This window comes from Litchfieldella rifensis (assembly GCF_042646605.1).
In the GTDB taxonomy this organism is placed as follows: domain Bacteria; phylum Pseudomonadota; class Gammaproteobacteria; order Pseudomonadales; family Halomonadaceae; genus Litchfieldella; species Litchfieldella rifensis.
Genome location: NZ_JBHRUG010000031.1, coordinates 349,402 through 365,938, shown reverse-complemented (window position 1 = coordinate 365,938; position 16,537 = coordinate 349,402). Strand labels below are relative to the sequence as shown.

General features: G+C 60.4%; 18 protein-coding genes. 16 read left to right on the top strand and 2 right to left on the bottom strand.

Annotation, left to right across the window (positions count from 1 at the left end; all coding sequences use genetic code 11):
- The first annotated feature begins 16 nt into the window (after positions 1–16).
- The 13 genes from ACFOEV_RS17490 to ihfA all read left to right on the top strand — a co-directional run bounded on the left by ACFOEV_RS17490 (position 17) and on the right by ihfA (position 12,571).
- Positions 17–745 carry an SURF1 family protein gene (locus ACFOEV_RS17490; RefSeq protein ID WP_386776165.1) on the top strand — a complete coding sequence of 243 codons (729 nt, stop codon included), beginning with the start codon at positions 17–19 and terminating at the stop codon, positions 743–745.
- Positions 746–750: 5 nt separating this feature from the next.
- Positions 751–1,275: a hypothetical protein gene (locus ACFOEV_RS17485; protein ID WP_386776164.1), complete on the top strand. Its 525-nt coding sequence runs from the start codon at positions 751–753 to the stop codon at positions 1,273–1,275.
- 61 nt (positions 1,276–1,336) lie between these two features.
- The gene (locus tag ACFOEV_RS17480; protein ID WP_386776163.1) at positions 1,337–2,386 is read left to right on the top strand and encodes a COX15/CtaA family protein; all 1,050 of its coding nucleotides are present in this window, start codon (positions 1,337–1,339) and stop codon (positions 2,384–2,386) included.
- Complete coding sequence (cyoE, locus tag ACFOEV_RS17475) at positions 2,379–3,296, top strand: heme o synthase (protein ID WP_386776162.1); 918 nt, start codon at positions 2,379–2,381, stop codon at positions 3,294–3,296. Before ACFOEV_RS17480 ends, cyoE begins: the two co-directional genes overlap by 8 nt.
- A gap of 240 nt (positions 3,297–3,536) precedes the next feature.
- Positions 3,537–4,004 (top strand): DUF2489 domain-containing protein, encoded by a 468-nt coding sequence (locus ACFOEV_RS17470; RefSeq protein ID WP_386776161.1) that lies wholly within the window; start codon positions 3,537–3,539, stop codon positions 4,002–4,004.
- A gap of 268 nt (positions 4,005–4,272) precedes the next feature.
- Positions 4,273–5,142 carry an OmpA family protein gene (locus ACFOEV_RS17465; RefSeq protein ID WP_386776160.1) on the top strand — a complete coding sequence of 290 codons (870 nt, stop codon included), beginning with the start codon at positions 4,273–4,275 and terminating at the stop codon, positions 5,140–5,142.
- Between the two features lie 330 nt (positions 5,143–5,472).
- Positions 5,473–7,371, top strand: a complete 1,899-nt coding sequence (gene thrS, locus ACFOEV_RS17460) for a threonine--tRNA ligase (protein ID WP_386776159.1) — start codon at positions 5,473–5,475, stop codon at positions 7,369–7,371.
- A complete protein-coding gene (gene infC, locus ACFOEV_RS17455; RefSeq protein ID WP_386776158.1) occupies positions 7,334–7,942 on the top strand; it encodes a translation initiation factor IF-3 in 609 nt (202 codons plus the stop codon). The genes thrS and infC overlap by 38 nt, the downstream gene beginning before the upstream one ends.
- A gap of 95 nt (positions 7,943–8,037) precedes the next feature.
- On the top strand, positions 8,038–8,232 hold the full coding sequence (gene rpmI / locus ACFOEV_RS17450) for a 50S ribosomal protein L35 (protein ID WP_102586569.1): 195 nt from the start codon (positions 8,038–8,040) through the stop codon (positions 8,230–8,232).
- 35 nt (positions 8,233–8,267) lie between these two features.
- Positions 8,268–8,621 carry a 50S ribosomal protein L20 gene (gene rplT, locus ACFOEV_RS17445; protein ID WP_092850218.1) on the top strand — a complete coding sequence of 118 codons (354 nt, stop codon included), beginning with the start codon at positions 8,268–8,270 and terminating at the stop codon, positions 8,619–8,621.
- A gap of 162 nt (positions 8,622–8,783) precedes the next feature.
- The gene (pheS, locus tag ACFOEV_RS17440; protein WP_386776157.1) at positions 8,784–9,803 is read left to right on the top strand and encodes a phenylalanine--tRNA ligase subunit alpha; all 1,020 of its coding nucleotides are present in this window, start codon (positions 8,784–8,786) and stop codon (positions 9,801–9,803) included.
- 34 nt (positions 9,804–9,837) lie between these two features.
- Positions 9,838–12,219 (top strand): phenylalanine--tRNA ligase subunit beta, encoded by a 2,382-nt coding sequence (gene pheT, locus ACFOEV_RS17435; RefSeq protein WP_386776156.1) that lies wholly within the window; start codon positions 9,838–9,840, stop codon positions 12,217–12,219.
- Between the two features lie 46 nt (positions 12,220–12,265).
- A complete protein-coding gene (gene ihfA, locus ACFOEV_RS17430) occupies positions 12,266–12,571 on the top strand; it encodes an integration host factor subunit alpha (RefSeq protein ID WP_386776328.1) in 306 nt (101 codons plus the stop codon).
- 65 nt (positions 12,572–12,636) lie between these two features.
- Here the strand turns inward: ihfA and ACFOEV_RS17425 are convergent, their stop codons facing one another.
- Positions 12,637–12,840, bottom strand: a complete 204-nt coding sequence (locus tag ACFOEV_RS17425) for a DUF2788 domain-containing protein (RefSeq protein ID WP_386776155.1) — start codon at positions 12,838–12,840, stop codon at positions 12,637–12,639.
- A 162-nt stretch (positions 12,841–13,002) separates the two neighbouring features.
- Between ACFOEV_RS17425 and ACFOEV_RS17420 the strand changes: the two genes are divergently transcribed.
- Both ACFOEV_RS17420 and ACFOEV_RS17415 read left to right on the top strand, forming a co-directional pair.
- Complete coding sequence (locus ACFOEV_RS17420) at positions 13,003–13,467, top strand: flavodoxin domain-containing protein (RefSeq protein WP_386776154.1); 465 nt, start codon at positions 13,003–13,005, stop codon at positions 13,465–13,467.
- Between the two features lies 1 nt (position 13,468).
- Positions 13,469–13,840, top strand: coding sequence for a hypothetical protein (locus ACFOEV_RS17415; protein WP_386776153.1), 372 nt, complete (start codon positions 13,469–13,471; stop codon positions 13,838–13,840).
- A gap of 78 nt (positions 13,841–13,918) precedes the next feature.
- Here ACFOEV_RS17415 and ppnN read toward each other — a convergent pair whose 3' ends face one another.
- Positions 13,919–15,301: a nucleotide 5'-monophosphate nucleosidase PpnN gene (gene ppnN / locus ACFOEV_RS17410; RefSeq protein ID WP_386776152.1), complete on the bottom strand. Its 1,383-nt coding sequence runs from the start codon at positions 15,299–15,301 to the stop codon at positions 13,919–13,921.
- Positions 15,302–15,601: 300 nt separating this feature from the next.
- On the opposite strand from ppnN, the gene ACFOEV_RS17405 reads away from it, so the two are divergent.
- Entirely contained in the window at positions 15,602–16,525 is a 924-nt protein-coding gene (locus ACFOEV_RS17405) for a LysR family transcriptional regulator (RefSeq protein WP_386776151.1), read from the top strand.
- Positions 16,526–16,537: the final 12 nt, after the last annotated feature.

Genomic DNA, 16,537 nt, shown 5'->3' with positions numbered 1-16,537 from the left:
CTCCGTGAGGCAGAATGTGATCAGTTCAAGCAAGAGAGGGCATGATGTCAAGCGGCAAAGCTTCTGGTGGCTGTTCTGGGGGCTAGTGGTCGTGCTAGGCGTGGGGCTTGGGACATGGCAGTGGGAGCGAGCGGGAGACAAGCGTGCCTATCTGGCGCGCCTGCACGAGGCCCCGGAGCTTCAGGCGCCACAGAACACCCCTCCGGAGGGGGCGCGCATCGTGCTGAGCGGAGAATATCTGGCCGAGGAGACCTACTTCCTCGATAACCGGGTCGTCGATGGCCGGGTTGGTGTGGCGGCGCTGACCCCTCTGCGGGGAGAGGACGGTCGCTTGTGGTTGATTCAGCGCGGCTACTTGCCTACCGGCCCCACTCGTGACGAGCCAAGCGTCGCGACGCCAGCGGGAACGGTACGCCTCAGTGGCCAGTGGCAGCCAGCAAACGACGATGCCTTGGTCTTTGGTGACAATCAGGAAGGTCGCAGGCTGCAGAGCATCGACCTGGCTGCCTGGTCGTCGCTGCCCGATTTTGCCCATGATGGCTGGGTACATCTCGAGCAGGGAGGCGGTGCTCTGAAACCCTGGTGGCAACCCAATGTGATGCCGCCCAGCCGCCACTTGGGCTATGCCGTGCAATGGTGGGGGTTGGCGGCTACCGCGCTGGTGGTGATGCTGGTGGGAGGACGGCATCTTTTCTATCGCGATGATCGTCAGGAGCGAGCAACCGGCTCAAGCATGCAGGAGTGAGATCGATGACAGCTGCCAATCGTCAACGCTGGAAACTAATCGCCCTGATAGCGGTTTTCGTGGCCCCGCTGGCCACCGCCTGGGTAATGGTCGAATGGCGTCTGGGAGTTCCTGAAGAGCGTACCGCCCATGGTGAGCTCAATCCCGACGTTCCTCCCCTGGCACAGTGGCCCTTGCGCGATGCGCCCCATGTGCTAGAGGCGGGAGATTGGGTCATGGCCTTCGACTGTCCACCCTCGTGTGATGCGCTTGCCGATCAGTGGTGGCGTTTGCATCGGGCGCTGGGTCGTGAAGCCCCGCGAGTCACGCGTCTGCGTATCGGTGATGCCGCGACACCTCTCCCCGGGGAAGTTCTGGGGCAGTGGCAAGAGGCTCCCGACTGGCAGAGCGACGGGCAACTCTGGCTGCTGGACCCGCGGGGCAAGGTGGTGCTGAGCTATACTGCTGGCGCCGAGCCTGACGATGTCCTGGATGATCTCAACCGGCTGTTGCGGATGAATCCGGACAAGCCCGAGAACCTGGAAGGTTGACCCGCCCCTGACGACAAGGTGATTCCTTCAGGGAGGCCCAAAATGCACAAGAGGAGCTGCCATGCTGGATGTCGACGCTAGGCTTCGACTGCTGAAACGGCTGAGCCTGGCGGGGGTCGTGTTCACGGTGACGGTGATCCTGGTCGGAGTCTGGACGCGTCTTGTCGACGCAGGGCTGGGGTGCCCCGACTGGCCGGGTTGCTATGGTCGTCTGGTGGTTCCTGATGTCGACACGGCCAATCTGCACTCGCCGGATGCTCCGCTCGAGACATTCAAGGCCTGGGTGGAAATGGTGCACCGCTACATCGCCTCGGGGCTGGGGATGCTGGTGCTGGCCATACTCCTAGTGGGGATGCCGTTGCGTCGCCATGCCGGCTATCCTTGGGGCGTCTGTCTCGCCTTGTTGGCCGTGATCCTGCTGCAGGGTGCCTTTGGCGCCTTTACCGTGACGCTGCAGTTATGGCCTCAGGTAGTGACCTTGCACTTGCTTGGCGGTATCAGTGTCATGCTGCTGTTCCTGTGGTTGCATCTGCGCCTCCGCCAGTATGAACGACGCCGGGCACCGCTAGCGCGACGACGCTTGTCACCCTTGTGGGGAGTGGCCATGGCGCTGCTGGTCCTGCAGCTGGGGCTGGGTGGCTGGACCTCGAGCAATTATGCCGGGATCGCCTGTCAAGGGTTTCCTACCTGCAATGGCGAGTGGTGGCCGGACACGGACTGGAGTGAAGGTTTTCACTTGACGCAGACGGTCGGGCCTAATTACCTGCACGGGAAACTGCATGCCGAAGCGCGTACCGCGATCCAGGTCGGTCACCGGCTTGGTGCCTTGCTGCTGGGGTTGTCGCTCCTGGCACTGGCGTGGCGACATTGGCGAGAGCGGCGTTTACGCCCGGTGCTGGCGACATTGCTGGGAGGCTACGCGATACAGGTGGGGGTGGGCGTGGCCAATGTCCTGTGGTGGTTGCCGTTGGGTTTGGCGTTATTGCATACCGCAGGTGCCGTGGCGCTGGTGATCGTGATGGCACTCGCCGTGTGGCAGTCTCGATTGCCGGGATGCTTGACCACGGCGAAAGAAGAACAGGGGTCGAAGAAGGAGTGGGTGCATGCGTAATGCGGTAATAGAGCGAAACGGAGCCTTGTCGCAGGCCACCTGGCAATGGCGAGACCTGATCGCTCTGTGCAAGCTGCGCGTGGTGGTCGTGATGCTCGCCTGTGCATTGGTGGGGATGGCACTGGCATCACCGCTGCTACCTTCACCGACAGTGGTCGTCCATGGCCTGGTGGGAATCGGCCTGTCGGCCTGTGGTGCTGCGGCGTTCAATCATGTCCTGGATCGCCGTCTCGATGCGTTGATGCTGCGGACCTCCCGGCGCCCTCTGGCTACTCAGCGATTGCCTACGGCCTATGCCTTGGTCTGGGCGAGCCTGTTGTCGGTGTCCGGTATCGGCTTGCTGCTGTGGCAAGTCAATGCTCTGACGGCCTGGTTGACGCTAGGCTCCTTGATTGGCTATGCGCTGATCTACACGGCGTTTCTCAAGCGTGCCACACCCCAGAACATCGTGATCGGCGGGGTGGCCGGTGCAGCGCCGCCGCTGCTGGGCTGGACGTCGGTCACTGGGCAGTTGAGCCCGGAGCCTTTGCTGCTGGTGCTGATCGTCTTCGCCTGGACGCCACCGCATTTCTGGGCACTCGCCATTCACAAGCGTGATGAATATGCCAAGGCGGGCGTGCCGATGCTGCCGGTCACTCATGGCGATGCCTTCACCCGGCTGCAGGTGTGGCTCTATGGCTGGTTGACGGTTGCCGTGACCTTGATGCCTTTCGTGATTGGCATGAGCGGTTTGCTCTATCTGGTAGGGGTGATGGCGTTGAATGTCCGCTTCATGTTCTGGAACTGGAAGGTCTGGCGCGGCCAGGATCCCGCGGCGCCGCTGGCGGCCTTCTGGTTTTCGATTCGCTATCTCCTTGGCGTGTTCGGAGTCCTGTTGCTGGATCATTATGCTCGGGGCTGGATCAGCTGAAGGCCTGTTGGCATGATCGAGGGGGCTTGCGCGTTCTTGCAAGAGCCGTGAAGCGGGATCCCAGGCTGATAGGCAGGTGCTCTCACACTGCCTCCTATATGCAGGATTTCGCGATCCCTTCTTCGTGTGCGTCGACCCGGGCGGTTTCTGGCATGATTTCATCGGCTCGTGACCGGTTGGGTCGAATGCTCAGTCAACGTATACTCCCCAGCGCAAAGACCGAAGTGAGATGTTGCGTCGATGAGTGAAATGACTGCGATGATTTTGTTGGGTATCGCGCTGGTGTTTCTGGCTGGCCTCGGTGCCTACGCTTGCTCCCTGTGGCAGGAAGTACGACGGCGGGAAGCATTCAAACGCGATGAAATTCGTCGCGCCAATGAGAAGTGCCTGGCGAGCTTGGATGCGATTGCCAGAGCGATGTTGCAGGAACAGGTTGATCTGACCGAAGGGGCGCTGCGCTGCAAGGTCCTGCTCGAAATTATCGAGCCGGCGCTGATGGAGCGTCCATGTTTTCACGTGTTCGGCATGATGCATGCGCGTACCGCGCACTTGCATACCCATTCCGCTCGCAAGGCCTTGAGCCGCCGAGCGCGTATGAAGGAAGATCGTGAGCGCTTGGCGATAGAGGACGAGTATCGCTCGGACTTGTTCGATGCCGCGAAGGCTGTGCGTGAATTAACGTCAGGCTGGCCGGAAGGTCTTCACTGAGATCTGGCTCGATTCACCAGGGCCTTGTCAGCCGATGAGTGCTGCTCAGCGACGCTGTGAAGATCAAGATTTGCGACATTTTTGGTATTAAGTCATTCTGACCGACAAGCCTGCTATGGTGATAAAGCACTAGCCTAATCACGTGTGTTGTGCTTTCTTTTGCGGGGTGAGGTGGGGTAATCTCTCTCCGCTTTTGGGTTCTACAAAACGATGGACCTGCTGTGTAACGTAAAGTTGCGACTAGCGCTGTGTTAAGAAGGAGTCTTACATGAAGAAATCAACGACTGGCTTAATGCTCGGTTCCGCTCTGGTCGTCGGCCTTTCGGGCTGCGCCAGTTCGGGGGGGCAGACCTCCGGCCAGGCTTCTGCCTCTGCAGATCGTGCCTGGTATCAGCACCCGGTGGTATGCGGGCTTGCGGGCGGCCTGATTGGCGGTGGCATCGGTTATGCCACCAGCGGTGAGTCCGATGAAGAGGATGGCGCTGCCATAGGTGGTACTGTTGGTGCCACCGCTGGTGCGATGTTGTGTGCCGATCGCACGCCGGAGCCCGTCGAGCCGCAGTGTCCGGCCTACGGTGACGTTCCTGCGGGCGTTGCTACCGATGCTGAGGGCTGTCCGCTGGATTCCGATGGCGACGGCGTACCGGATTATCGTGACCAGTGTCCGGGTACACCGGCCGGCGTTGAGGTCAATGCTGAAGGTTGCCCGCTGGATTCCGACGGCGATGGTGTGCCGGATTACCGCGACCAATGCCCGAATACGCCGGCAGGTTCCGAGGTCAATGCTCTGGGTTGTCCCGAGAGCCTGGTGCTGCGTGACGTGAACTTCGAGTTCGACTCCGCCAAGCTGACGCCGGGAGCGGAGCAGGTCCTGGATGGCGTTGCCGAGCGTTTGGTGGCCAATCCCAATGTGCGTGTGAGCATCGACGGTCATACCGACTCCGTGGGTCCGGCCGACTATAACCAGCGCCTCTCTCAGCGGCGTGCCGAATCGGTTGTCGATTACCTGGAGTCGCGCGGTGTCGAGCGGGAGCGCATGCGTGCCCAAGGCTTCGGTGAGGAGCGCCCGATCGCGACCAACGAGACGGATGCCGGCCGCGCCGAGAACCGCCGCGTCGAGCTCGACGAGTGGGAATAAAGCGTCGTTTTTCGACATGAGTGGTAATCGCAGGCGCTGATTCGCCTGCTGGGGTCAGGGGTGCCTTCGGGCGCCCCTGACGTCGTTGTGTCCGCTCTGCGCTCGCCGGCGTTCTAGACGGCCTCTGGTGCTGGACGTCGGGTTGGCGAGGCTGCTAATGTTCGCCCTCTGCTGCATCAATGACTGCTGGCACCGTCTCATCCCGGGCAGGGCAAGGTCGTCTTGTACCCTGATGATGGCCAGTCGGTATGATAGTGGCATGTTCTTTCCCCACAGCCTGCGACATGTGAGCCTTGGTATGGCTCACCACTGCGTTGAAGGATATTCGTAATGCCAATCGTGACACTGCCTGACGGCAGTCAGAAACATTTTGACGCTCCCCTGACCGTCATGGAACTGGCCGAATCCATCGGTCCAGGGCTGGCCAAAGCCTGTGTGGCGGGCAAGATCGACGGTAAACTGGTGGATGCCGCCGATGTCATCGACCGTGATGCCGAAGTGGCGATTCTCACCGCCCGCGACGAGGAAGGCCTCGAGGTTATCCGCCACTCCTGCGCGCACGTGGTCGGTCATGCCGTCAAGCAGCTCTACCCCGAGGCCAAGATGGCCATCGGACCGGTGATCGATGACGGTTTCTATTACGATATCGACTTCGGTCACTCGGTGACCCCGGAAGATCTGGACGCCATCGAACGGCGCATGAAGGAATTGATCGAACGCGGCTACGATGTGGTGCGCGAGTACGTCGATCGTGACAAGGCGATGCTGACCTTCCTGCACCGCGACGAGCCCTACAAGGAGGAGATCGTGCGCGGGATTCCGGAGGGAGAGACCATCCGTCTCTACCACCATGAAGAATATATCGACATGTGTCGTGGGCCGCATGTTCCCAATACGCGCCACCTCAAGGCCTTCAAGCTGACCAAGCTGGCCGGCGCCTACTGGCGCGGCGATGCCGACAACCCCATGCTGACGCGCATCTATGGCACGGCGTGGGCGGACAAGAAGCAGCTCAATGCCTACCTCAAGCGTCTGGAAGAAGCGGAGAAGCGCGATCATCGCAAGCTGGCGCGTAAACTGGATCTGTTCCATATGCAGGAAGAAGCGCCCGGCATGGTGTTCTGGCATCCGCGAGGCTGGACGCTGTGGCAGGTTGTCGAGCAGTACATGCGTAATGTCTACAAGATCGGCGGCTATCAGGAGATCCGGTGTCCGCAGATCATGGACGTGTCGCTATGGAAAAAATCGGGGCACTGGGACAACTACGCAGAGAACATGTTCTTTACCGAATCGGAAAAACGTGAGTATGCGTTGAAGCCGATGAACTGTCCCGGCCATGTGCAAGTGTTCAATTCCGGGTTGCGCAGCTATCGTGAGCTGCCGGTACGCTATGGTGAGTTCGGTGGCTGCCACCGTAACGAGCCCTCCGGTGCGTTGCATGGTATCATGCGCGTGCGGGCGTTTACCCAGGATGACGGGCATGTCTTCTGTACCGAGGAGCAGATCGAATCGGAGGTTGCGGACTTCCATCGTCAAGCGTTGAAGGTCTACAGCGACTTCGGGTTCGATGACATTGCCGTCAAGATCGCCTTGCGCCCCGACAAGCGCCTCGGTAGCGATGAGGATTGGGATCGGGCCGAGCGCGCCCTCCGCGGCGCCTTGGCCCATTGCGATGTGAAGTGGGAAGAGTTGCCCGGAGAAGGGGCGTTCTATGGCCCCAAGATCGAATACCACATGAAGGATTGCCTGGGTCGCGCATGGCAGGTCGGGACCATGCAGGTCGATTTCATGATGCCGGCCCGTCTTGGCGCCCAGTACGTCTCCGAGGACGGTTCTCGTCGGCCCCCGGTGATGCTGCACCGTGCCATTGTCGGTTCCATGGAGCGGTTCATCGGTATCCTTATCGAGCATTATGCCGGTGCCATGCCACTCTGGCTGGCTCCGCAGCAAGCGGTCGTGCTGACCATCACCGATGCGCAGCGTGATTACGCGCGGAACCTGGAGCAGCGCCTGCAGAAAATTGGTCTGCGCGTCAAGGCGGACTTGAGGAATGAGAAGATCGGCTTTAAAATCCGGGAACATACGTTGCAGAAAGTTCCCTATCTCCTGGTAGTGGGAGATAAGGAGGTCGAATCCGACGCAGTTGCCGTGCGCACCCGCAGTGGCGAGGATCTCGGCACCATGAGAGTCGATGACCTCATTGCCCGGCTTGAGGCCGAGCGGGGATAACGACAACGTCAACCAACACGGAGATGTAACGATCAAGCGGAATACTCAGCGTGGGCGTCCCCAAGACAAGCGCCCCCCAATGAATGAGCGTATCAGCGAAGACGAAGTCCGCCTCATCGGCGCCGACGGCGAACAGCTTGGCATCGTCCCCACGCGCGAAGCGCTGGAGCAGGCCGAAGCCGCTGGTATGGATCTCGTGCAGATCTCCAATGCCGATCCCATCGTCTGCAAGATCATGGATTATGGCAAATTCGTCTTCGAGCAGAAGAAGCAGAAGGCTGCTCAGAAGAAGAAGACCAAGCAGATCCAGGTCAAGGAAGTGAAATTCCGGCCTGGCACCGACGAGGGGGACTATCAGGTGAAGTTGAGAAACCTGATCCGATTCCTCGAAGGTGGCGACAAGGGCAAGGTCACGCTGCGTTTTCGCGGCCGCGAGATGGCGCACCAGGACATCGGCCGCAAGCTGATGGAGCGGATCGCCGCGGACCTCGAGGAGGTGGCGAGTGTGGAGTCCTTCCCCAAGATGGAAGGGCGCCAGATGATCATGATTCTTGCCCCCAAGAAGAAGTGATCCATAGGCAGGTAAACGGATGCCCGCCATCGCTGCGGCGGTGACGGAGCATCGGCCTAGGATTTTCTGAAAAACACCGAGCGGAGTTTTCCCTCATGCCGAAGATCAAGAGTAACAGCGGCGCTGCCAAGCGCTTCAAGAAGACGGCCAATGGCTTCAAGCACAAGCAGTCTTTCCGTAGCCACATTCTGACCAAGAAGTCCACCAAGCGTAAGCGTCAGTTGCGTGGAATGAAGCAGATCCACGATGCCGACAAGCAACTGATTCAGCGCATGTTGCCGAATCTCTAAGCCTGGTTGACCCTTTTTAACGTCAGGAGAAAGCTATGACTCGTGTCAAGCGTGGCGTCGTTGCTCGTCGCCGTCACAAGAAAATTCTGAAGCAGGCCAAAGGCTACTATGGCGCCCGCTCGCGGGTATTCCGCGTTGCCAAGCAAGCGGTCATCAAAGCCGGTCAGTACGCTTACCGTGACCGTCGTCAGCGCAAGCGTCAGTTCCGCGCACTGTGGATCGCGCGTATCAATGCGGCGGCTCGTCAGAACGGTCTGTCCTACAGTCGCTTCATTGCCGGTCTGAAGCAAGCCGGTATCGAGATCGATCGCAAGGTTCTCGCCGATCTCGCCGTTCACGAGAAAGCGGCATTTGCTGCCATCGTCGAGAAGGCCAAGGCTGCTCAGTAAGTGACACTGGCCGTTTTGACGTTTCGAAGGCGGCCTGACCGCGTACCGGAACGTCGTGTGAACGTCGCAGGGGAAGAGCAGCCGCTCTTCCCCTGTTTTTTTACCATATGACCTCGTTTCGACGGTCACCGCGCCAGTCGAAACGCTTTCGGAGCGCAACGGATGGACCATCTTTCCAATCTGGTTGCCGAGGCTCGCAAGGCCATCGAGGCTGCCCAGGACATGCAGTCCCTCGACGAGGTGCGGGTGCGCTATCTCGGCAAGAAGGGTGAGATCACCGCCCTGCTCAAGGGGCTGGGCAAGCTACCGGCGGAAGAGCGTCCCGCAGCAGGCGAACGGATCAACCTGGCCAAGCAGCAACTGGGGGCTGAGCTCGAGAGCCGCAAACAGGCGCTGGAAAAAGTCGCTCTGGACGCACGCCTGGCGGCGGAGCGCCTCGATGTGACGTTGCCCGGGCGAGGTCAGGTCAGTGGCGGCCTGCATCCCGTCACTCGCACGCTGGAACGCATTGAAGGGTTGTTCACCCGCATTGGCTTCGATGTGGCGGTGGGGCCGGAAATCGAGGACGACTATCACAACTTCGAAGCCTTGAATATTCCCGCCCATCACCCGGCGCGGGGCATGGCCGATACGTTCTATTTCGATGCCACACGACTGTTGCGCACCCATACCTCACCGGTACAGGTGCGCACCATGAAGGAAACCACTCCCCCGATCCGCATTGTCTGCCCGGGGCGGGTCTATCGCAGCGATTCGGATCTGACGCATACGCCGATGTTCCATCAGGTCGAAGGATTGCTGGTCGATGAGGACGTCAGTTTTGCCGACCTCAAGGGGACCATCGAGGACTTTCTGAAGGCCTTTTTCGAACGCGACGAACTCTCGGTGCGCTTCCGCCCTTCCTACTTCCCGTTCACCGAACCGTCCGCCGAGGTCGATATCCAGTGCGTGATGTGCGGCGGGGAAGGGTGTCGAGTCTGCTCGCACAGCGGCTGGTTGGAAGTGATGGGCTGTGGCATGGTGCATCCGGAAGTGTTCCGGCATTCCGGTATCGATGCCGAGCGTTACAAGGGGTTCGCCTTCGGCATGGGCGCCGAGCGCTTGGCCATGCTGCGCTATGGCGTCAACGATCTGCGGCTGTTCTTCGAAAACGACCTGCGCTTCCTGCGCCAGTTCGCCTGACCGCACCGACCGATACCAGAAGACAGGATCTCCCATGAAATTTTCCGAACAGTGGTTGCGCGAGTGGGTCTCTCCACAACTGGCGACCCAGGCATTGGCCGACCAGATCACCATGGCGGGCCTGGAGGTCGATGCCGTAGAACCGGTGGCCGAGGGCTTCGCAGGTGTCGTGGTGGCCAGCGTGACCCATAAGGCCCAGCATCCCGATGCCGATAAGCTCAATGTGTGTCAGGTCGATGACGGCAGCGGTGAGGTTCGGCAGGTGGTCTGCGGCGCCCCCAACGTGGAAGTGGGCCAGAAAGTGCCGTTTGCCCGTGTCGGTGCGGTGCTACCCGGCGACTTCAAGATCAAGAGGGCCAAGCTGCGCGGCGTGGAGTCACAGGGCATGATCTGCTCTGCCTCCGAATTGGGGCTCGAAGAGGGGCATTCGGCCGGAATTTTCGTGCTACCCGCATCGGCACCGCTGGGCGAGGATTTTCGTGCCTGGATGGGGCTGGACGACAGCACCATCGAAGTCGACCTTACCCCCAACCGCGGGGATTGCCTGAGCATAAAGGGGTTGGCCCGTGAGGTTGGTGTGCTCAACTGCCTGGCGGTAGCGGGGCCGGCCATCGAGACGCAGGTGGCGACGCACGATGACCGTTTCACGATACATGTCAGCGATCCGGAGCGTTGCCCGCGCTATGTCGGGCGGCTGATCAAGGGCGTCGACGTCGGCGCCGAGACGCCACTATGGATGGTCGAGCGGCTGCGTCGCAGCGGTATCCGCAGTATCGATCCAGTGGTCGACATTACCAATTATGTGATGCTCGAGCTTGGCCAGCCGATGCATGCCTTCGACCTCGACAATCTTCACGATGCCATCGAGGTGCGCCTGGCCCGGGAGGGGGAGCGCCTGGTATTGCTCGATGGGCAGGAGATCGCCCTGCGGGACGATACCCTGGTGATCGCCGATAGCCGGGGCGCCTTGGCCATCGCCGGTGTCATGGGTGGTGAACACTCCGGCGTCGGACTCGAGACGCGCGACATCTTTCTCGAGTCGGCCTTCTTCACGCCCTTGGCGGTGGCGGGGCAGGCGCGCACCTATGGCCTGCATACCGATGCGTCCCATCGCTTCGAGCGCGGTGTCGATCCTGAGCTGACGCTCATGGCGGTAGAGAGAGCCACGGCGCTATTGCGCGAAGTCACCGGCGGCGAGCCAGGGCCGGTGGTCGATGTCACCAGCCACGACCATTTGCCGCCCTCGCGTTGGATCGAGCTGCGCGCGGCGCGTCTGGAGCAGGCGCTGGGCATGCGCCTGGAGTCCGATCGGGCGGTGGATATCCTGCAACGCCTGGGCATGTCGGTGACCGACACCGTGGCGGGATGGCGGGTCGAGGCGCCGAGCTGGCGCTTCGATATCGCTATCGAGGAAGACTTGATCGAGGAACTGGCACGTATTCATGGCTATAACCGTTTGCCGGTGCGTCGCCCTCTGGCCCGGTTGTCGCTGCGCCCGGATGGCGAGCGTCGTCAGCCATTGTCCCGGTTACGTCATCAGATGGTGGCACGGGGCTATCAGGAGGCCATCAGCTATAGCTTCGTATCTCCCGACCTGCAACGGACCCTGTTGCCACAGGCGATATCGCCCCGGCTCGCCAATCCGATCTCCAGCGATATGGCGGTGATGCGTGCGAGTCTGTTTCCGGGGTTGATCAAGGCCCTGGAGCATAACCTCAACCGGCAGCAGAGCCGCATACGGCTTTTCGAATCGGGGCTGGTATTCCACGGCGATCTGGACGATCTCGCGCAGATTCCCATGCTGGGTGGTCTGGCCTGCGGCTCTCGAGATCCGGAGGGCTGGGCGGGAGGACGCGAAACGGTCGACTTCTATGACGTCAAGGGTGACCTGGAAAGCCTGTTGGCGATGGGCGGGAGCATCTCGGCCTGGCGCTTCGAGCCGGGTGAGCATCCCGCTTTGCACCCGGGCCAGACGGCACGGGTGTTGTACCGGGGCGATGCCGTCGGCTGGCTTGGGACGCTGCATCCGGCGGTACGCGCCGAGTTGGGTTTGAAGGTCGATGCGGTATTGTTCGAAGTGCAGCTGGAAGCCTTGTCACAAGGGATTCTTCCGGAATTTATACCGTTATCTCGATATCCGGAAGTCCGTCGCGACCTGGCCTTGCTGGTCGATGAAACGCTACCCGTCCAGTCATTGCTCGACTGCCTGCGCGAGCAGGCTGGCGAATGGCTGACGGAACTGCGTTTGTTCGACGTCTATCAGGGCAAGGGGGTGGCAGAAGGGCACAAGAGTGTCGCCTTGGGCTTGACCTGGCAGCATCCTTCACGCACGCTCAATGATGAAGAAATCAATCAGTTAGTCGATGCAATCGTCACTGAGTCCAAGCAACGTTTCGGGGCTCGGCTGAGAGGTTGAGCCGGAAGGAGGCGAGGTGGTGGCGATATCCAACGAGGGAATGACCATGGGTGCGTTGACCAAGGCGGAACTGGCCGAACATTTGCATGTCGAGCTTGGTCTGTCCAAGCGCGAGGCCAAATCGATGGTGGAGGCTTTCTTCGAAGAGATCCGTGGCTGTCTGCGCGAAAACGAGCAGGTCAAGTTGTCAGGGTTCGGCAATTTCGATCTGCGCGACAAGCGTGAACGTCCCGGACGCAACCCCAAGACCGGGGAGGAAATTCCCATCTCGGCGCGGCGGGTAGTGACCTTCCGGCCCGGCCAGAAGCTCAAGGGCCGAGTCGAAGGCTTTGATGGTCCCTTGCAGCACTGAAGGGATGGTCTCGATGCCATGGCAGGAACCCTGTCATTCCAAAACGGAATGACAGGGTTCCTTTTTCAAACATTGCCTTCCATCAGGTAGGCGATCACGACCTTGACGATATAGCCCAGCATCCCTGCTCCCAGCACGATGAACAGCATGATGGTGCCGAATCTTCCGGCCTTGGATTTGCGCGCCAGATCCCAGATGATGAAGCACATGAACAGGATCAAGCCACCTATCAAGAGCGGCGTTATCCAGGCCTCGAACGTCTGCTGCATGTTCTCTCCTGCGTGTTGAAAAGAGCGAAGTATAGCTTGCCAACCTCGTATCTTGCAGGCGCAACGTGGGCAGTGTAATGGCGCATATGGCAGTCGGGATTCGGCTCGATCACCGGCTATGTTACCATTCGAGAAAATTTCTCGAGCAAAGCAATCTCACTCATGCCCACTCTGAAGATTTTCGTTGGCACCGTATATGGCGGTGCCTTGGATGTTGCCGAACAGGTGAAGCCGCTCTTCGAGCAGGCTGGCTATGAAGTCAGCATCTATGACCAGCCGACTCTGGATGACCTGGTCGGTTCTCCCACCGACCTGGCCCTGTTTTGCGTCTCCACCACCGGAAGTGGGGACTACCCGGGTAATCTGGTGCCTTTCACGCGGGCCATTGTCGATGATGGGCCCGACCTGAGCGAGCTTCGCTATGGCCTGATCGCCTTGGGAGATAGTTCCTACGGCGATACGTTCTGCGGCGCAGGGCGTTCCCTGGACGCGCTGTTGAGCGAACATGGTGCGTATCGCCTCGGCGAGCGTCTCGAGGTCGACGCCATGGAAACCTTCATGGCCGATGATGCGGCACTGCCTTGGGCCGAGGCCTGGATCGACGAAGAGAATCTTCAGGTTGCCTGAGATGCGGATCAATCCTAGCCCCGAGCGGCTCAGCGTGATGCTGGGCCTGTTGCTGGTGATTCTTGCCACGCTACCGCGTTATGTGAATGAAGGGCAGGATACCCGCCTGTCATTGATCGGCATGGTGTTCGTGGTGGTGGCGATAATGGCCGTTGTGCACTGGCGTCTACTGACATCGGCGGCACGCGCACGGGTGTTACCATTGCTGCGCCGCCTGGGGGGTGCCGTACTGGTCGGCTTGGCACTGATGGCGGTCTGGCAGGCGTTTTCCTCCGCTTGGGGGCGCTGGCAGATCCTGATATCGCATGGCGCGACATTGGGGGTGCTGCTGCACGTGCTGGGATTGTGGTGGAAGCCGGCGCCTGAGCGCTAGGGGGCTGGAGGCGTCGTAGAATGCTGCCGAGAAGCGAGGCGCGACCAACCACGGCGCCTCGCTCAGCATCTCTCCCGGTCAGCCGAGGGTATAGCAGGGCACGTAAGTGCTGCCCGGCAGTTTCATGCGCCCTTGGTCGACGAAGGAACTGAGCAGTTCGTCCAACCGCGCCATCAGGTCGGGTTCGGCGTGCAGCCGGAAGGGTCCATTGGTTTCGATCGCGCGAATACCCGGTTCCTTGACATTGCCGGCGACGATACCCGAGAAAGCTCGGCGCAGATTGGCAGCTAGTTCGTGAACGGGTTGGTTGCGATGCAGGGCGAGCCCGGCCATGGCTTCGTGAGTCGGTGCGAAGGGGGCCTGGAAGTCTCTCGCGATATTCAGGCGCCAGTTGTAATAGAAGGCATCCTGATGGGCGCGTCGGAATTCGGTCACTTCGTTGACGCCCACTCTCATGCAGCGCGCCACGCCGATCGGATCGTCGATCAGGATGCGGTAGCGGCTTCGTGCCTCATCGCCCAGCGTGTAGGCCAGGAACTCGTCGATACGCTTGAAGTAGTCGGCCGAGTCGGCAGGTCCGGTAAAGATGACCGGGAAGGGCATGTCTCGATTGCTGGGATGCAGCAGGATGCCCAGCAAGTAGAGGATTTCCTCGGCGGTACCGACGCCGCCGGGGAAGATGACGATACCGTGCCCGACGCGCACGAAAGCCTCCAGACGCTTCTCGATATCGGGCATGATCACCAACTCATTGACGATCGGGTTGGGTGACTCCGCGGCGATGATGCCCGGTTCGGAAATGCCCAGGTAGCGGCTCACGCTACGACGCTGCTTGGCGTGGGCGACATTGGCGCCTTTCATTGGCCCCTTCATGGCACCCGGGCCGCACCCGGTACAGATATCCAGGTCACGCAAGCCCAGGTGATAGCCGACATCCTTGGTGTATTCATACTCCTCACGGGAGATCGCGTGCCCTCCCCAGCAAACGACCAGGCTGGGGTCCCGGGAGGGCTTAAGCGCGCCGGCCTTGCGCAGGATATGGAAAATGGCATTGGTGGTGCCTTCCCCGGTACTGAGGTCGAAGCGTTGCTGGGTCTGGATCTCGTTATAGACATAGACGACGTCGCGCAGCACCGCCGACAGCAGTTCGCGGATGCCGCGGATCATCTTGCCATCGACGAAGGCCTCGGCAGGGGCATTGCTTAGCTTGAGGCGGATGCCGCGATCCTGCTGCAGCACTTCGATATCGAAGTCGTGGTAGGTTTCCATGACCTCGCGGCTACTGTCGGTCGGGTTGCCGCAGTTGAGTACGGCCAGGGCACAGCAGCGCAACAGGTCATGCAGACCGCTGGCCGATGTGTCGCGCAGCCGATTCACCTCGTGCTGGGACAGCACCTCGAGGCTGCCTTCGGGGGAAATGGTGGTGGAGATCGTTTCGGGCACGGTAGGAATCCTTGTCATGCAGCGTCGGCCTTGTGTCGGTCTGGAGTCAGCAATTGGCGAAGGGGCAACTGGTCATCGCGACTCATGGCATCTTCGACAAACGGGCCCGGGGGCGTCATTGCCAAGGGTGCCTGAGGAGCGGCATCGGCTCGACAGGCGCGGGGGCGAAGACGGTCGGAACTCTTGGTTGACGGTTCTTCCGTGATGCTATCATGTCCGTGACATACTCGCAGCGCTGCGTAGATTGCCGAAATCTGATAAATTGGGAACCCGCCTAGATACGCGCATCCAACAGGCCAATGAGTGAACCGCTGCTCCATGTTCAACGCCCAGTATTTTCGCACCTTCATTACCCTGGTCGAAACCGGTAGCTTCACGCATACCGCGCAGCGGCTCGATATGACCCAGCCGGGGGTGAGCCAACATATCCGCAAGCTCGAGCAGTATCTGCGCAAGCCCTTGCTCAACCGTCATGGCCGCAGGTTCACGCTGACCGAGACCGGGCGTCGTGCCTACGATTATGCCGTCAAGCTGTTCGCCGAGCATGAGCACTTTCGCCATTCGCTGGATAACGACTCACTCGACTCCGGGGAATGTCGTATCGCATCGCCGGGCAGCGTTGGCCTGATGTTCTACCCTTTCATTCTCGGCTATCAGCAAATGTATCCGGGGCTCACGGTAAGCTACAGCTTCGCCTTCAATGGCGAGATCGTGCAGGATGTGCTGGCTGGCCGCTATGACCTGGGCATCGTCACCGACGTGATCAAACATCCCGATCTGCATTATGAGCCTTGGCTTCAGGAGCCGCTGTGTCTCGTGGTGCCTGCGGACTTTACCGGCACCTCTCTCAACGACCTGTTGGGACTGGGTTTCATGAACTATTCCGATGGTATCAACCACGCCAGTCAGTTGCTGCGTGCCAATTTCCCGGGAGAATTTCGCTCCATGAGCCATTTTCCCCAGCAGGGTTATACCAACGAGATATCCATGGTGCTGGATGCCGTGGCACGAGGTCTCGGCTTTACCGTCATATCGCGCTTGGTACTCGAGACATCGCCCTGGCAGCGTCAGGTCAAGGAACTGGCATTGCCCCAGCCGGTTCACGAGGCTCTGCATGTGGTCACGCCTTCCGATGGAGAGCTGCCGCGCCGTTATGCTCAGTTGCTGGACGATTTTCGCAGTCACCGTCGCCATGCGCTGTATGGCTATACCGAAGAACCGAGCTTCGATAGTTCCCTGTGATCGGCAGGGAGT

Excerpts from the sequence above, each read along its gene's own strand:
- ppnN (WP_386776152.1), bottom strand. The coding sequence starts at position 15,301 with ATGACAAGGATTCCTACCGTGCCCGAAACGATCTCCACCACCATTTCC.
- ACFOEV_RS17465 (WP_386776160.1), top strand. The coding sequence starts at position 4,273 with ATGAAGAAATCAACGACTGGCTTAATGCTCGGTTCCGCTCTGGTCGTC.
- ACFOEV_RS17480 (WP_386776163.1), top strand. The coding sequence starts at position 1,337 with ATGCTGGATGTCGACGCTAGGCTTCGACTGCTGAAACGGCTGAGCCTG.
- cyoE (WP_386776162.1), top strand. The coding sequence starts at position 2,379 with ATGCGTAATGCGGTAATAGAGCGAAACGGAGCCTTGTCGCAGGCCACC.
- ACFOEV_RS17420 (WP_386776154.1), top strand. The coding sequence starts at position 13,003 with ATGCCCACTCTGAAGATTTTCGTTGGCACCGTATATGGCGGTGCCTTG.
- infC (WP_386776158.1), top strand. The coding sequence starts at position 7,334 with ATGACCTCATTGCCCGGCTTGAGGCCGAGCGGGGATAACGACAACGTC.
- rplT (WP_092850218.1), top strand. The coding sequence starts at position 8,268 with ATGACTCGTGTCAAGCGTGGCGTCGTTGCTCGTCGCCGTCACAAGAAA.
- rpmI (WP_102586569.1), top strand. The coding sequence starts at position 8,038 with ATGCCGAAGATCAAGAGTAACAGCGGCGCTGCCAAGCGCTTCAAGAAG.
- ACFOEV_RS17415 (WP_386776153.1), top strand. The coding sequence starts at position 13,469 with ATGCGGATCAATCCTAGCCCCGAGCGGCTCAGCGTGATGCTGGGCCTG.
- ihfA (WP_386776328.1), top strand. The coding sequence starts at position 12,266 with ATGGGTGCGTTGACCAAGGCGGAACTGGCCGAACATTTGCATGTCGAG.
- ACFOEV_RS17405 (WP_386776151.1), top strand. The coding sequence starts at position 15,602 with ATGTTCAACGCCCAGTATTTTCGCACCTTCATTACCCTGGTCGAAACC.
- thrS (WP_386776159.1), top strand. The coding sequence starts at position 5,473 with ATGCCAATCGTGACACTGCCTGACGGCAGTCAGAAACATTTTGACGCT.
- ACFOEV_RS17425 (WP_386776155.1), bottom strand. The coding sequence starts at position 12,840 with ATGCAGCAGACGTTCGAGGCCTGGATAACGCCGCTCTTGATAGGTGGC.
- pheT (WP_386776156.1), top strand. The coding sequence starts at position 9,838 with ATGAAATTTTCCGAACAGTGGTTGCGCGAGTGGGTCTCTCCACAACTG.
- pheS (WP_386776157.1), top strand. The coding sequence starts at position 8,784 with ATGGACCATCTTTCCAATCTGGTTGCCGAGGCTCGCAAGGCCATCGAG.
- ACFOEV_RS17485 (WP_386776164.1), top strand. The coding sequence starts at position 751 with ATGACAGCTGCCAATCGTCAACGCTGGAAACTAATCGCCCTGATAGCG.
- ACFOEV_RS17470 (WP_386776161.1), top strand. The coding sequence starts at position 3,537 with ATGAGTGAAATGACTGCGATGATTTTGTTGGGTATCGCGCTGGTGTTT.